We start from the raw sequence: 15,048 nt of genomic DNA, 5'->3' as shown, positions 1-15,048 counted from the left end.
CACCAAGTGGTGTTCCGGCCGGACGGGCGGGTGGGGACGTTCACTTGCGGTTGGCAACATGTCAGCCAAGCCGCTCAGTCGAGTACGAGCACGACCTTGCCGCGCCCGTGGCCGGAACCGAGGTCCCGATGGGCCGCGGCGGCGTCACCGAGCGGGTAGACGGTCCTGACGTGCGGCCGGAGCTCTCCCGCCACCCAGTGGGCGACCATCTCGGCGAGCCGCGCTGCCGACCGGACGCCCGTCCAGTCCCGCAGCCCGAGCGCGGCGTGCTCCGGCCCGTGGACCATTGTCACGACCCGGTCGATATCGCCCGTGACCTCCACGGCTGCCCGCATCCCGTCGATGCCGAAGCCGAGCGCCGCGTCCACACCGGACGGCGCCACGACCCGGATCCGCTCCACGAGCCCGGGGCCGTACTCGACCGGCACCCCGCCGAGCGATCGCACGTACTCGTGATTGGCGGGTCCGGCGGTGCCGATCACGAGCTTCGCGCCGCGCAGTGCCGCCAGCTGTACCGCCATCGTGCCGAGACCGCCCGCCGCGGCGTCCACCAGCACGGTCTCGCCGGGCCCGACGCGCATCTCCTCGACCGCCACGTGGGCGCCCTGGGCCGTGCCGGAGAACGCGCCCGCGACCTCCCACGCCATCGCGGCCGGTTTCAGCACCACCTGGTCGGCCGGGACGACGACGTGGTCGGCGTACGCGCCCAGGGTGCAGAAGCCGAGGACCTCCTGCCCCACCGTGAGCCCGGCTACGCTCTCGCCGACCTGGTCCACCACGCCGGCGAACTCGTTGCCGGGCACCACTGGGACCGGCAGCTCGACGCCGGGCGGGAATCCGCCTGCCCGCACCCCGCAGTCGAACGGCATCACCCCGGCCGCCCGTACGGACACGCGCACCTGCCCCGCACCGGCGTGCGGCTCGTCCACCTCGATCAGCCGCAGGACCTCCGGCGGCCCGAACGATGTCAGTCCCGCAGCGCGCATGGCCGTCCCCCCTCTTTGTCGGAGTAAATCACTCCGAAACCTATGTCGGAGCGGTCCGCTCCGCAAGCAGTACGGTCGCCCCATGCCCGAGGAGGTCCCGCGCAGGCGCGGGCGTTACAACGAGGCCGCACGCAACGACCGCGCGGTGCTCGAGGCCGCGCGTGAGGTCTTCACGGCCCAGGGCTTCGACGCGCCCGTCTCCGCCGTCGCCGAGCGGGCCGGATGCGGCATGGGCAGCCTCTACCGCCGGTACCCCACGAAGGAGGCACTGCTGCAGAGGCTGTGCGTGCTCGCGATGGAGCAGGCCGTCGAGGCCGCCGAGACCGGGTTGCGGCACGAGGACCCGTGGTCGGGACTCGCCCACTACGTGCGCGAGTGCGTCGCGTTCGGGTCCGGGGCGCTGGCGCCACTTGCCGGCACGATCGCGACGTCGCCGGAGATGTGGGCCACGAGCGAGCGTGGCAGCAGCGTGATCGCCGCACTCGTCGAGCGCGCGCACGCGGCCGGCGTGCTCAGGGCCGACGCGACGCGGCTGGACATCGCGCTGCTCATCGAGCAGTTCAGCAGGCGCTCGCGCACCCCCGTGGCGGACGAGGGCGCGGCCCGCGCCCGCCTCGTCGCGATCGCTCTCGACGGCCTGCGCGCCCCTGGCGCCGAGCCGCTACCGGGCGACCCGCCTGACCCGCAGGCCTACGCCGCGCGATGGGGCCCGCAGGCCGGCTGAGGGCGGCAGGCAGGATGCCCGGATGGCCACCGACGTCCGCACCGAGATCACCGACCGCGTCGCCGTGCTGACGCTGTCGAACCCCGAGCGACGCAACGCGCTCAACATCGAGCTGTCGCAGAAGCTCGCCGACGCCGTGCGCTGCGCAGCTGCCGACGAGGGCGTCGGCGCGATCGTCATCACCGGCGAGGGCCCCGCCTTCTGCGCGGGCGGCGACCTGAGCGAGCTGGCGACGGCCGACCCGGCGACGCTCCAGACCGTCTACGCGGGGTTCCTCGCCGTCGCCGAGTGCCCGCTGCCCACGGTCGCCGCGGTGAACGGCGCGGCCGTCGGCGCGGGCCTCAACCTCGCGCTGGCCTGCGACCTCCGCCTCGCCGGTCCGCATGCTCGGTTCGACGCCCGGTTCCTCCCGCTCGGCCTGCACCCCGGCGGCGGCTACACGTGGATGGTCCAGCGTGCGCTCGGCCCGCAGCGGGCCGCCGCGCTCACGCTCTTCGGTGACGTCGCGGACGCCGCCGAGGCCGCGCGGATCGGGCTCGTCCACCGTGTCGCCGACGACGTGGTCGCGGCGGCGGTCGAGCTCGCCGCGAACGCCGCCGCGGCGCCGCCCGATCTCGTCCGCACGACCAAGGCCACCCTCCAGCTGACGTCGGGGATCACGGCCCAGGCAGACGCCGTGGAGATCGAGGTGCGGGCCCAGGCGGCGTCGGTGCAGTCGCCCGAGTTCCGCGAGCGGCTCGCCGCGCTCCAGGCACGGATCAGCAGGTCGGACCGGTAACGCAGCGTTGCGGATCTGCGAACGGACGTATGTGACATGCCCCGGGTCGCGACGACATTTCGTCGGCAGGAGAGCTAGTCTCCAAAAGCGACCCTCACTACAAAGCACGCCCCGTCGACCCGAGGACCTGACCTCGAATGACTTCTGACACCGCCGTCGATCCATCATCCGCGCAGTCCGGCGGTGGCCGCGAGGTGCTCCAGCGCGACAGAGTCGTGATCCGGTTCGCCGGCGACTCCGGCGACGGGATGCAGCTCACCGGCGACCGCTTCACCTCCGAGACGGCGGCGTTCGGCAACGACCTCTCGACGCTCCCCAACTTCCCCGCTGAGATCCGGGCACCTGCCGGCACCCTGCCCGGCGTGTCGTCGTTCCAGCTGCACTTCGCGAACTACGACATCCTCACGCCCGGCGACCGCCCCGACGTGCTCGTCGCGATGAACCCGGCCGCGCTCAAGGCCAACATCGGCGATCTGCCTGCGGGCGGCACGCTCATCGTCAACACCGACGAGTTCACGAAGCGCAACCTCACGAAGGTCAGCTACGCGTCCGACCCCGTCGAGGACGGATCGCTCGAGCAGTACGCGGTGTTCCCCGTGGCGATGGCGACGCTGACGCGGGGCGCGCTGGAAGAGACGGGTCTGTCCAAGAAGGACGCGGAGCGCGCGAAGAACATGTTCGCGCTCGGCCTGCTGTCCTGGATGTACCACCGCCCGCACGAGGGCACCGAGCGGTTCCTGCGCGAGAAGTTCGCGCGCCGTCCCGAACTCGCCGAGGCCAACATCCTCGCCTTCCGGGCGGGCCACGCGTACGGGGAGACCACCGAGGCGTTCGCCGTCACCTACGAGGTGGCGCCCGCGAAGCTCGACGTCGGCACCTACCGCCAGATCACCGGCAACTCGGCGCTCGCTTACGGGATCATCGCGGCAGGCCAGACGAGTGGGCTGCCGGTGTTTCTCGGCTCGTACCCGATCACCCCGGCGTCGGACATCCTCCACGAGCTGGCGCGCCACAAGTCCTTCGGCGTCACCACGTTCCAGGCCGAGGACGAGATCTCGGGTGTGGGCGCGGCGCTCGGCGCCGCGTTCGGCGGCGCGCTGGGCGTCACCACCACGTCGGGCCCGGGCCTCGCGCTCAAGTCCGAGACGATCGGCCTGGCCGTCGCGCTGGAGCTCCCGCTGCTCGTCGTCGACGTGCAGCGCGGGGGTCCGTCCACCGGCCTGCCCACCAAGACCGAGCAGGCCGACCTGCTCCAGGCCATGTTCGGCCGCAACGGCGAGGCACCGGTGCCGATCATTGCGCCGCGCTCGCCCGGTGACTGCTTCGACGCCGTGCTGGAGGCCGTGCGGATCGCCGTCACGTACCGCACGCCGGTGCTGCTGCTCTCCGACGGCTCCCTCGCCAACGGCTCCGAGCCGTGGAAGGTGCCCGACGCGTCGGCGCTGCCCACACTCGACCCCGGCTTCGCCACCGGGCCCAACGCCCCCGACGGCTCCGGCGAGTTCTGGCCGTACCTGCGCGACCACACCACGCTCGCGCGCCCGTGGGCTGTGCCCGGCACGGCGGGTCTGGAGCACCGGATCGGTGGCCTCGAGAAGTCCGACGGCCGCGGCTCCATCTCCTACGACCCGGACAACCACGACCGGATGGTCCGGCTGCGGGCCGCGAAGATCGACGGGATCACCGTGCCCGACGTCGAGGTGGACGACCCCACCGGCGACGCCGAGCTGCTGGTGGTGGGCTGGGGCTCGACGTACGGGCCGATCGGAGCCGCGGCGCGGCGGGTGCGGGCCATGGGCCGCCAGGTCGCCACCGCGCACCTGCGCCACCTGCATCCGTTGCCGGCCAACCTCGGCGACGTGCTCGCGCGCTACCGCACGGTGCTGGTGCCCGAGATGAACCTCGGCCAGCTCGCCCTGCTCCTGCGCGGTCGCTACCTCACCGAAGTCAAGAGCTACACGAAGGTGTCGGGCCTGCCGTTCAAGGCCGAGGAGCTGCAGAACGTGTTCCTGGACCACCTCGACCCCACCGGGCTCGACACCGAGCAAGTCAACGCAGGACGCATCAACGGGGTGCACGCATCATGAGCGCGATCGACCTCGGCCTTCCTTCGCTCGGCGGCCTGGACGGCGTTCCGACCACCGACGAGAAGCAGACCGCCAAGGACTTCACCTCCGATCAAGAGGTGCGCTGGTGCCCCGGCTGCGGTGACTACGCCGTGCTGGCCGCCGTGCGCCAGTTCCTCCCCTCGCTGGGGATCAAGCGCGAGAACACCGTGTTCGTCTCCGGTATCGGCTGCAGCTCGCGGTTCCCGTACTACCTCAACACCTACGGGATGCACTCGATCCACGGCCGCGCCCCGGCGATCGCCACCGGGCTGGCCGTCACTCGGCCCGACCTGTCGGTCTGGGTCGTCACCGGTGACGGCGACGCGCTCTCGATCGGCGGCAACCACCTGATCCACGCGCTGCGCCGCAACGTGAACCTCAAGATCCTGCTGTTCAACAACCGGATCTACGGGCTCACCAAGGGCCAGTACTCGCCCACCAGCGAGGAGGGCAAGGTCACCAAGTCCACGCCGATGGGCTCGGTGGACCACCCTTTCAACCCGATCTCGCTGGCGCTCGGCGCCGAGGCCACGTTCGTGGGCCGGGCGCTCGACTCCGACCGCAAGGGCCTCACCGCAGTGCTGGGGGCGGCCGCGGCACACCGCGGCACGGCGCTCGTCGAGATCTTCCAGGACTGCCCGATCTTCAACGACGGCAGCTTCGACGTGCTCCGCAAGGGCGACGACGTCGAGGAGCGCCTCATCCCCCTCACCCACGGCGAGCCGATCCGCTTCGGCCCCGCCGCCGAGGACGGGCTGGGCAGCTTCGCGGTCGTGCAGGAGGGCTTCGGGCTCGGGGTCGCGAAGGTCGACGAGGTGGGTCCGGAGCAGGTCGTGGTGCACGACGCCACCGACCACAACCTGGCCTTCGCGCTCTCACGGCTGTCCGACCAGAACCTCACGCACGCGGTGACGGGAATCTTCCGCAGCGTCGAGCGGCCCGCCTACGACGACGCCACCCGCGAGCAGGTTGCCGCGGCCCGCGCGAAGGGCACCGGTGACCTGCAGGCGCTGCTGAATGGCCGTGACACCTGGACTGTCGCCGGCTAGGAGCGGCCCGCGCCGGTGTTGGCCTTGATCGGGTCCGCCGACGGCGAGGTGGCGCCGTCGGCGGAATCGGACGGCGGGCCGTCGGGTCAGGGCTCGGCGCGCACGTCAGGTAGGAGCGCCTGATCAGCTCGGGCCTACTGCGCGACACCAGGGCCGGAAGGCCGGCTCACCCGGTGCGATCGACCACATAGGTCGTCAGCGCGGCCAACGCCTCGGTGGCGGGGCAGACCGGGAGCTTCTCCAGCTCGGCGCGGGCGGCGCCCGCCTGGCCCGCGAGGTAGTCGCGGGCCCTGCCCAGGCCGCGGCCCGCGCGCAGCAGGTCGAGCGCTTCAGCCACCTCGGCGTCGTCGGTGATCGGGCGTGCGAGCAGCACCCGCAGCCGCTCGGCGTCGGCGCCGGACTCCTGCATCGCGTAGAGCATCGGCAGCGTGTGCACACCCTCGCGGAGGTCCGTGCCGGGCGTCTTGCCTGAGCTGTCGGACGGCGAGGCGATGTCGATGATGTCGTCGGAGATCTGGAAGGCGGTGCCGATGGTGGCACCGAACCGGCGCAGCGCCTCGACGTGCTCCGGCGGGCAGCCGGAGAACATCCCGCCGAAGCGCCCGGAAGTGGCGATCAACGAGCCGGTCTTCTCCGCGATGACCGTGAGGTAGTGCTGCACCGGGTCCTCGTCAGGGCCCGGCCCACGGGTCTCGCGCATCTGCCCCGTGACGAGCTCGGCGAAGGTCTCGGCGATGATCCGCACGGCCAGCGGGCCGAGGTCGGCGACGAGCCGCGACGCGTGCGCGAAGAGGAAGTCGCCGGTGAGGATCGCGACGCTGTTGTCCCAGCGCGAGTTGGCGCTCTCCGCGCCGCGGCGCATGGTGGCCGAGTCCATCACGTCGTCGTGGTAGAGCGTGGCCAGGTGCACCAGCTCGACCACGGCCGCGGCCGTGAACACCTCGTCGGCCTCGGGTGTTGGCCCGACGTGTGCCCCGAGCAGCGTGAACAGCGGCCGGAACCGCTTGCCACCTGCGTCGATGAGGTGCATCGACGTCTCGGTGACGAACCGGTAGTCGCTGTGCACCTCGCGGTGCAGCAGCTCCTCCACCCGCGCCAGGGCCGTCTCCGTGGCGGCGCCGAGCTGGGGGTCCCCTAGCTCGACACCGGCGATCGCATTGGAACTCACGGACCTAGCCTACGAAGCCACCGCCGCTGGCCCAGTTCAAGGCCAGCGTCGGGGCGATCCCGAGGAGCAGCGTGATCAGGACGCCGAGCGTGATGGCGGCGGTCGTGAACGCGCCGGGGACGGTGACGGTCGGCCCGTCGGGCGCCGGCTCGCTGAAGTACATGAGCACGATCACCCGGATGTAGAAGAACGCGGCGATCGCGCTCGCGATCAGTGCGATCACCACGAGGGGCGCCATCCCGTCGCCGAGGGCCGCCGCGAACACGGCGAACTTGGCGGTGAACCCGCTGGTCAGCGGGATACCGGCGAGGGCGAGCAGGAGGAACGTCATCACCCCGGCCACGATCGGCGAACGCTTTGCGAGCCCGGCCCACTGCGAGAGGTGGGTGGCCTCGCCGTCCGCGTCGCGCACCAGGCTGATCACGCCGAACACCGCCAGTGTGGTGAAGCCGTATGCCAGCAGGTAGAAGAGCGTGCCGGAGACACCCTGCTCCGTGACGGCCATCGCACCGATAAGCAAGAAGCCCGCGTGCGCCACCGACGAGTAGGCGATCATGCGCTTGATGTCGGTCTGGGTGAGACCGATCACGGCGCCGATCATCATCGACGCGATCGCGACTGCCCAGAGCACACCCCGCCACTCCCACCGGGTGTCACCGAACGCGACGTGCAGCACTCGCAGGATCGCGCCGAACGCGGCGACCTTCGTGCAGGCGGCCATGAACGCGGTGACGGGGGTCGGCGCGCCCTGGTAGACGTCCGGCGTCCAGGTGTGGAACGGGCCGACGGAACCCTTGAACATGAGGCCGACCACCAGCAGGGCGAGCCCGCCGAACAGGAGGGTGTCGGAGACCGGCGAGCCGGCAGCCGCTTCGGCGATGTCGGTGAACCGCACCGAGCCGGCGAAGCCGTAGATCAGGGCGAGGCCGTAGAGGAAGAACGCCGACGAGAACGCGCCGAGCAGGAAGTACTTGACGGCCGCCTCCTGCGAGAGCAAGCGGCGGCGCCGGGCCAGCCCGCACATCAGGTAGAGCGGCAGCGACAGCACCTCGAGCGCGATGAACATGGTCAGCAGGTCGTTGGCGGCGACGAAGGTCATCATCCCGCCGAGCGCGAACAGCGTGAACGGGAAGACCTCGGTCTGCATGGTCGGCGCCAGCCCGGGCGGCCCGTAGGAGCGGTCCTCCGGGGGCTCGGCGAGCCCGCCCGTGCCGCCCCCGACGGCAGCGCGCGCCGCCGCGGACGCCACGATCGCCCCACCCGGCTCGACCGAGCGGTCGGCGATGAGCAGCAGGCTGCCGAGGCCGAGTGCGAGCAGCGTGCCCCACATGAAGAGCGTGGGCCGGTCGATCGCGAGCGCGTCGCCGAGCGTGGTGAAGCCCTCAGGACCGGCGGAGCCGGCGTAAATCCCGAGCGCGACGCCCGCGGCGCCGATCGTGAGCACGGACAGCGCCACCTGGGCGGGCCAGCGCTGGTGGCGCGGCAGGAATGCCTCCACAAGCACGGCGATGCACCCCGCGCCCAGCACGATCAGCAGCGGGGCGATCGCTCCGTAGTCGATGGGAGGCGCCGACAGCGCCCCCTGTGCGAGCGTCGTCACCGGGAAATTCCTCCCACCGGGTCGGGGAGACCCACTTCGTTCAACGTGGCCACGACCGACGGCTCGAGCACATGGAGCACCGGGCCCGGGAAGAAGCCGAGCACGATGACCAGCACGATCAGCGGCGTCAGCACCGCGATCTCACGCCCGGACAGGTCGGGGAAACCGCTGCTGCCGCGCTTGGCGCTGACCGCGGGGTCGAGCATGGTGCCAGGGCCGCCCGCCCCGCCGCGCTCCAGTGCGCCGAGCACTGCCGCGCCGCGCACCGGGCCCTGCATGACGCGCTGGTAGGTCCAGAGCACGTACAGCGCGGCGAAGATGATCCCGACCGTGGCCAGAATCGTGTAGACCGGCTCGCGCGGGAAGGAGCCGACCAGCACCAGGAACTCGCTGACGAAGGAGTTGGTGCCAGGCAGCGCCAGCGACGAGAGGCCGGCGATCAGGAATGTGCCCGCCAGCAGCGGCGCGAGCTTGTGCACGCCGCCGTAGTCGGTCACGAGCCGCGATCCCCCGCGGGCGATCACCAGGCCGACCACGATGAAGAGCATGCCCGTCGAGATGCCGTGGTTGACCATGTAGAGCGCGGAACCGGCGAACGCCTGCGTGGAGAACGCAAAGATCCCCAGCGCGATGAACCCGAAGTGCGCGATCGAGGTGTAGGCCACGAACCGCTTCATGTCCGTCTGCCCCACGGCGAGAAGCGCGCCGTAGAGGATCCCGACGACGGCAAGCGTGAGCACGAGCGGAGCGAGCCGCTGCGACGCCAGCGGGAAGAGCGGCAGGCAGTAGCGCAGGAAACCGAAGGTGCCGACCTTGTCGAGCACACCGACGAGCAGCACACCCGCCCCGACCGGCGCCTCCGCACCCGCGTCGGGCAGCCAGGTATGGAAGGGCACCAGCGGCGCCTTGATCGCGAACGCCACGAAGAAACCGAGGAAGAGCCAGATCTGCGTGGACTCGGGCACGGTCGAGGCGATCGACTGGAGCTCGGTCCAGGAGAAGCTCGCCTGGTCGAGGCGCGCGCCGCTCACGACGTACAGGCCGATCACCGAGGCCAGCATGATCAGCCCGCCGAGCAGCGAGTACAGGAAGAACTTCACCGCCGCGTACTGCCGGCGCGGCCCCCCGAAGCGCCCGATCATGAAGTACATCGGGATCAGCATGGCCTCGAAGAACACGTAGAACAGGAACACGTCGGTGGCGGCGAAGACACCGACGAGCAGGCCCTGCGTGGCGAGCAGCAGGGCGAAGAAGCCCGATGTCGTGCGCCCCTCGGGGATCTTCTCGTTCCAGGAGAAGCCCATGACGATCGGCACGAGCACCGCGATCAGGGCGAGCATCACGAGCGCGATGCCGTCGACGCCGAGCGCGAACCGCGTGCCGAACGCCGGGATCCAGGGCACCGAGAGCTCGAGCTGGAACCGGGAGCCGCCCGCGGCGGCGGTCACGGAGTAGGAGAACCAGGCCACCGCGGTGACCACGAGCGACGCCAGCGCGAACCCGAACGCGACGAGCTTCGCGAGCCGCGCGTTGTCCTTGATCGGCGCCACCACCAGAGCGCCGACGAGCGGCAGCACCAGCAGGATCAGGAGAAGCACACTGCCTCCGGTGTTCATGAGAACCGCACCGCCAGGAGCGCGGCGACGACGAGCACGCCGCCGCCGAGTATCGAGAGCGCGTAGGAGCGGACGAATCCGGTCTGCAGCCGCCGGAGGCGTCCGGAGCTGCCACCGAGCAGGGCGGCCGTGCCGTTGATCACGCCGTCCACTCCGCGGTTGTCGACGAAGACGAGGAACCGGGCGAGCCAGGTGCCCGGCCGCGCGATGAGCGTCTCGTTGACGGCGTTGGCGTAGAGGTCACGCCGGGCTGCACGCACCGGCAGCGAGACCGGCTCCGGCCGCTCGACCGGGACCCGGTGCCGTCCGACGGTCAGGATCGCGATCAGCACACCGACTGCGGAGAACGCGACGACGATCCACGGAACGAGAGCGTGCGGAATCGCACCGCCCTCGTGCTCCTCCAGCGGGCCGAGCGACGGTGCGAGCCAGTCGTAGAGGACGTGGTTGTTGTAGAGCAGGAATCCAGCGAACACCGAGCCGAACGCAAGCACGATCATCGGGACCGTCATCGACGAGGGCGACTCGTGCGGGTGATAGTCGCTGCCGTCGGCCGCCTTCAGGTTCTGCCAGCGCTTCTCGCCGAAGAACGTCATCAGCATCAGGCGGGTCATGTAGAAGGCGGTGATCCCGGCGGCGAGGGTGGCCATGCCGCCGAACACCCAGCCCTGCCAGCCCGGCTGCGTGAACGCGGATTCGATGATCGCGTCCTTCGAGAAGTAGCCGGAGAAGAACGGGAAGCCGATCAGCGAGAGGTAGCCCAGCCCGAACGTCACGAACGTGATGGGCATGTACCGGGCGAGCCCGCCGTAGCGGCGCATGTCCACGTCGTCGTTCATCGCGTGCATCACCGAGCCCGCGCCGAGGAAGAGCCCCGCCTTGAAGAAGCCGTGGGTGAGCAGGTGGAAGATGCCGAGCGCGTAGCCCGCCGGGCCGAGCCCGACGGCCAGCATCATGTAGCCGATCTGGCTCACCGTGGAGTAGGCGAGCACCTTCTTGATGTCGTCGTACGCGCAGCCGATGATCGCCCCGATGAGGACCGTGATCAGGCCGACCAGCGCCACGACGAGCCGGCCCGTCTCGGTCAGGTTGTAGATCGGGTTCGTCCGGGCGATGAGATAGACACCCGCGGTGACCATCGTCGCCGCGTGGATGAGGGCCGAGACCGGGGTCGGGCCCTCCATCGCGTCCGGCAGCCAGGACTGCAGCGGGAACTGGCCGGACTTGCCGCACGCGCCGAGCAAGAGCAGCACCGCGATCGCGAGAATGGTGCCGCTGTCGAGGGTGCCGATCCGCTCGAAGACCTGGGTGTACTCGAGCGTGCCGAGGTTCGACCAGAGCAGGAAGATCGCGATCGCCAGCCCGACGTCACCGACGCGGTTCATGAGGAACGCCTTCTTGGCGGCCGTGGCCGCGGACGGGCGGTCCTGGTAGTAGCCGATCAGCAGGTAGGACGCCAGGCCGACGCCCTCCCAGCCGAGGTAGAGCATCACGAAGTTGTTGCCGAGGACGAGCAGGAGCATCGCCGCGACGAACAGGTTGAGCTGCGCGAAGAACCGGCGACGGCCGGGGTCGTGCTTCATGTAGCCGGTGGAGTAGATGTGGATCAGCGCCCCGACACCGGTGATGAGCAGCACGAACGTCATCGACAGCGGGTCGACCCGCAGTCCGAAGTCGACGTGCAGCGCCCCGACCGAGATCCAGTCGTAGAGCGAGATCTCCCGGGTGCGCTGCGCGGGGTCCAGCGCGACGGTCTCGAAGAAGATCACGAGGCCGACGACGAACGACGCGACGACGGTGAGCACGCCGAGCAGGTGTCCCCACGCGTCGGCGCGCCGCCCGGCGACGAACAGCACGAGCGCCCCGAGTGCGGGCAGCGCGAACAGCAGCCAGGCGAGGGACGCGGCGCCGGTGGCCGTCCCGACCTCTGGCAGCTCGGCGGCCGCGAGCACGGCGTTCACCGGTCCACCTCAGGTCGGCGGCAGTGGCGTGGGCTGAGCACGGGGAGCACTCCTTTGTCGCGGCAGTTCTCGAAGTCAGTACTTGAGCAGGTTCGCGTCGTCGACGGACGCGGTGCGGCGGGTGCGGAAGATCGACATGATGATCGCGAGACCGACCACGACCTCTGCCGCAGCCACGACCATCACGAAGAACGCCATCACCTGGCCGTCGAGCGCGCCGTTGATCCGCGAGAACGTGACCAGCGACAGGTTGACGGCGTTGAGCATCAACTCGATGCACATGAAGACGACGATGGCGTTGCGCCGGACCAGCACGCCGACGGCGCCGATGGAGAACAGCAGCGCCGAGAGCAGCAGGTAGTTGGTGGGAGTCACCGCGCCTCGTCCCCTTCACGGTCGTCGTGGTCGGCGCCGTCCGGCCGGCCGCCGGTCAGCGCGTGGGCGTCGGGGTGCGGCTCGTCGTGCGGCCGGACGGGAGCGGCGTCGATGATGGCCGAGATGGACTCGGGGGCGATCGAGCCGTCCGGGAGGATGGCCGGCACCGCGACGGAGTTGCCGGTGGCGAAGACGCCGGGCCCCGGCAGCGGGGAGATCCGGTCGTGCTCGCCGCGCAGTCGCGCCTCCACGGTCTCGCGCTGGGTGCGCTTCGCGTGGCTGCGGGTCTGTGCGTAGGCGAACACCATCGCGCCGAGTGCTGCCGTGATCAGCAGCGCAGAGGTGAGCTCGAACGCGAACAGGTAGCGCGTGAAAATCAGCGCTCCGAGCCCGGTGACGTTGCCGTTCGAGCCGGCGGCGCCCTGGGCCAGGCCGACCGACGTGACGGAGGTGAGCGCGCGCCCGACGGCGGCCACGAGCAGCACGGCGAGTGCGAGGCCGAAGATCAGCGCCGCGAGCCGCTGGCCGCGCAGCACCTCCACCACCGAGTCGGAGCTGTCCCGGCCGACCATCATCAGCACGAACAGGAACAGCATCATGATCGCGCCGGTATAGACGATGATCTGCACGAAGCCGAGGAACGGTGCCTGCTGCACGATATAGAACACCGCGATGCAGAACATGGTGCCGACCAGCGCGAGCGCCGAGTGCACCGCGTTGCGCGCAAGCACCATGCCCAGCGCGCCGAGCAGCGCGAGCGGGCCGAGGATCCAGAAGACCACGGCCTCGCCGGTGGACACGACGTCCGGCGCCTGCGCCAGCGGCGCCTGGGCGAGGAGATCGACAGTCATTTGACCTGCTCCCCCACCGGGTCGTTCGCCGCACCCTTGCGGGCGAGCACCGGACCCTGCACGTAGTAGTCCTGCTCGTTCTCACCGAGCCGCATGGGGTGCGGCGGCTGCTCCATGCCCGGCAGCAGCGGCGCGAGCAGCTGCTCCTTCGTGTAGATCAGGTCCTGCCGGTTGTCGTCGGCCATCTCGTAGAAGTTGGTCATCGTGAGCGACCGGGTGGGGCAGGCCTCGATGCAGAGCCCGCAGCCGATGCAGCGCAGGTAGTTGATCTGGTAGATCGCGCCGTACCGCTCGCCGGGCGAGTAGCGGGCCTCCTCGGTGTTGTCACCACCCTCGACGTAGATGGCGTCGGCCGGGCAGGCCCAGGCGCAGAGCTCGCAACCCACGCACTTCTCGAGCCCGTCCGGGTGCCGGTTGAGCTGGTGCCGGCCGTGGTAGCGCGGCGCGGCGGGCGGGAAGTTCTCGGGGTACTCCTCGGTGACGACCTTCTTGAACATCGTCCCGAAGGTGACGCCGAAGCCCTTGAAGAACTCGAACATCTACTCGTTCTCCTTCCGGGAGACGCCCCCGGTGAGCGCGGGCTCGCGCGTGTCGTCCGCGGCCTTGACCTCGCGACGGCGCAGCTTGTGCCGGGAGGGGCTGGGCACGGCGAGGTCCAGGGGTGGCACCGGGTAGTCCGAGGCCAGCTCGACCTGCTCGGTCGGGACCTTCCGGTCCGGCACCAGGAACGCCACCACCAACAACGCCGCCAGCGCGATCCCGATCCCGATCATCAACGACGCCGTGCTGCCCCCGCTCGACCGGAACGCCCGCACCGCGAAGATCGCCAGAATCCACACCAGACTGGCCGGGACCAGCACCTTCCAACCCAGCCGCATGAACTGGTCATACCGCATCCGGGGCAGTGTGCCGCGCAACCAGATGAACACGAACAAGAACAAGAACGTCTTGATCAGGAACGCCACGAACTGCAACCAGCCGTTGGCGTTGAGGAACGACAACGGCCACGGCCACTGCCCACCCCCCAGGAACAGCGTGGTCGCCATCGCCGAGACCGTGACCATGTTGACGTACTCGGCCAAGAAGAACAGCGCGAACTTCAACGACGAGTACTCCGTGTGGAACCCACCCACCAGCTCCGACTCCGCCTCCGGCAGGTCGAACGGCGCCCGGTTGGTCTCCCCCACCATCGCGATCACGAACACCACGAAACTGGGCAGCAACAACCCCACATACCAGCCGCTGGACTGCGCCGACACGATGTCCGCGGTCGACAGCGACCCGGAGTAGAGGATCACCCCCACGATCGAAAGCCCCAGCGCGATCTCATACGAGATCACCTGCGCCGCACTGCGCAGCGCCGCCAGCAGCGGATAGGGCGAGCCGGACGCCCAACCGCCCAGCACGATCCCGTACACCCCGATCGAGGAACACGCCAGCACCACCAGCACCCCGACCGGCAGGTCCACCAACTGCAGCACCGTCGGCTCACCGAAGATCGACACCTCGCCGCCGAACGGGATCACCGAGAACGCCACGAACGCCGGAATCGTGGAGATCACCGGGGCGATGAAAAACACCTTCTTGTCCGCCATCGCCGGCATGATGTCTTCCTTGAACGCCAGCTTGAGGCCGTCCGCCAAGGACTGCAGCCACCCGCCGGGGCCGGTGCGGTTGGGGCCCGGACGCTGCTGCATCCGGCCCACCACCTTGCGCTCCAGGACGATCATGAACAGCGTCAGGAACACACCGATCGCGAACAGCGCCACCACCTTGAGCAGCACCAGCCAGAGCGGGTCGTCGGCCAGCAGCTGCTGCGTGCGGGTCATGCC

The 15,048-nt window shown here is 70.2% G+C and carries 13 protein-coding genes; 4 read left to right on the top strand and 9 right to left on the bottom strand.

Annotated features, from left to right (window positions below; all coding sequences use genetic code 11):
* Window positions 1–74 precede the first annotated feature (74 nt).
* Entirely contained in the window at window positions 75–986 is a 912-nt protein-coding gene (locus ABD143_RS30035; RefSeq protein ID WP_343984816.1) for an NADP-dependent oxidoreductase, read from the bottom strand.
* An 82-nt stretch (window positions 987–1,068) separates the two neighbouring features.
* On the opposite strand from ABD143_RS30035, the gene ABD143_RS30030 reads away from it, so the two are divergent.
* From ABD143_RS30030 to ABD143_RS30015, 4 genes are all read left to right on the top strand, one after another.
* Window positions 1,069–1,710 (top strand): TetR/AcrR family transcriptional regulator, encoded by a 642-nt coding sequence (locus ABD143_RS30030; protein WP_343984815.1) that lies wholly within the window; start codon window positions 1,069–1,071, stop codon window positions 1,708–1,710.
* A 22-nt stretch (window positions 1,711–1,732) separates the two neighbouring features.
* Window positions 1,733–2,488 (top strand): enoyl-CoA hydratase, encoded by a 756-nt coding sequence (locus ABD143_RS30025; RefSeq protein ID WP_343984814.1) that lies wholly within the window; start codon window positions 1,733–1,735, stop codon window positions 2,486–2,488.
* A gap of 137 nt (window positions 2,489–2,625) precedes the next feature.
* Window positions 2,626–4,575: a 2-oxoacid:acceptor oxidoreductase subunit alpha gene (locus ABD143_RS30020; RefSeq protein WP_343984813.1), complete on the top strand. Its 1,950-nt coding sequence runs from the start codon at window positions 2,626–2,628 to the stop codon at window positions 4,573–4,575.
* Window positions 4,572–5,645 carry a 2-oxoacid:ferredoxin oxidoreductase subunit beta gene (locus tag ABD143_RS30015; RefSeq protein ID WP_343984812.1) on the top strand — a complete coding sequence of 358 codons (1,074 nt, stop codon included), beginning with the start codon at window positions 4,572–4,574 and terminating at the stop codon, window positions 5,643–5,645. The genes ABD143_RS30020 and ABD143_RS30015 overlap by 4 nt, the downstream gene beginning before the upstream one ends.
* 166 nt (window positions 5,646–5,811) lie before the next feature.
* Here ABD143_RS30015 and ABD143_RS30010 read toward each other — a convergent pair whose 3' ends face one another.
* From ABD143_RS30010 to nuoH, 8 genes are all read right to left on the bottom strand, one after another.
* On the bottom strand, window positions 5,812–6,813 hold the full coding sequence (locus tag ABD143_RS30010) for a polyprenyl synthetase family protein (protein ID WP_343984811.1): 1,002 nt from the start codon (window positions 6,811–6,813) through the stop codon (window positions 5,812–5,814).
* Window positions 6,814–6,817: 4 nt separating this feature from the next.
* Window positions 6,818–8,413, bottom strand: a complete 1,596-nt coding sequence (nuoN, locus tag ABD143_RS30005; RefSeq protein WP_343984810.1) for an NADH-quinone oxidoreductase subunit NuoN — start codon at window positions 8,411–8,413, stop codon at window positions 6,818–6,820.
* Window positions 8,410–10,029, bottom strand: a complete 1,620-nt coding sequence (locus ABD143_RS30000; protein WP_343984809.1) for an NADH-quinone oxidoreductase subunit M — start codon at window positions 10,027–10,029, stop codon at window positions 8,410–8,412. Before ABD143_RS30000 ends, nuoN begins: the two co-directional genes overlap by 4 nt.
* Entirely contained in the window at window positions 10,026–11,981 is a 1,956-nt protein-coding gene (gene nuoL / locus ABD143_RS29995) for an NADH-quinone oxidoreductase subunit L (RefSeq protein WP_343985016.1), read from the bottom strand. Before nuoL ends, ABD143_RS30000 begins: the two co-directional genes overlap by 4 nt.
* Window positions 11,982–12,065: 84 nt before the next feature.
* Window positions 12,066–12,365 carry an NADH-quinone oxidoreductase subunit NuoK gene (nuoK, locus tag ABD143_RS29990; protein ID WP_343984808.1) on the bottom strand — a complete coding sequence of 100 codons (300 nt, stop codon included), beginning with the start codon at window positions 12,363–12,365 and terminating at the stop codon, window positions 12,066–12,068.
* Entirely contained in the window at window positions 12,362–13,216 is an 855-nt protein-coding gene (locus ABD143_RS29985) for an NADH-quinone oxidoreductase subunit J (protein ID WP_343984807.1), read from the bottom strand. The genes nuoK and ABD143_RS29985 overlap by 4 nt, the downstream gene beginning before the upstream one ends.
* Window positions 13,213–13,755 (bottom strand): NADH-quinone oxidoreductase subunit NuoI, encoded by a 543-nt coding sequence (gene nuoI / locus ABD143_RS29980; protein WP_343984806.1) that lies wholly within the window; start codon window positions 13,753–13,755, stop codon window positions 13,213–13,215. The genes ABD143_RS29985 and nuoI overlap by 4 nt, the downstream gene beginning before the upstream one ends.
* Complete coding sequence (nuoH, locus tag ABD143_RS29975) at window positions 13,756–15,045, bottom strand: NADH-quinone oxidoreductase subunit NuoH (RefSeq protein WP_343985015.1); 1,290 nt, start codon at window positions 15,043–15,045, stop codon at window positions 13,756–13,758.
* Window positions 15,046–15,048 lie beyond the last annotated feature (3 nt).

Source organism: Pseudonocardia aurantiaca, assembly GCF_039526725.1.
GTDB classification, from domain to species: Bacteria; Actinomycetota; Actinomycetes; order Mycobacteriales; family Pseudonocardiaceae; genus Pseudonocardia; species Pseudonocardia aurantiaca.
The sequence above is the reverse complement of the archived record's forward strand: the minus strand, read 5'-3'. Positions and strand labels throughout refer to the sequence as shown.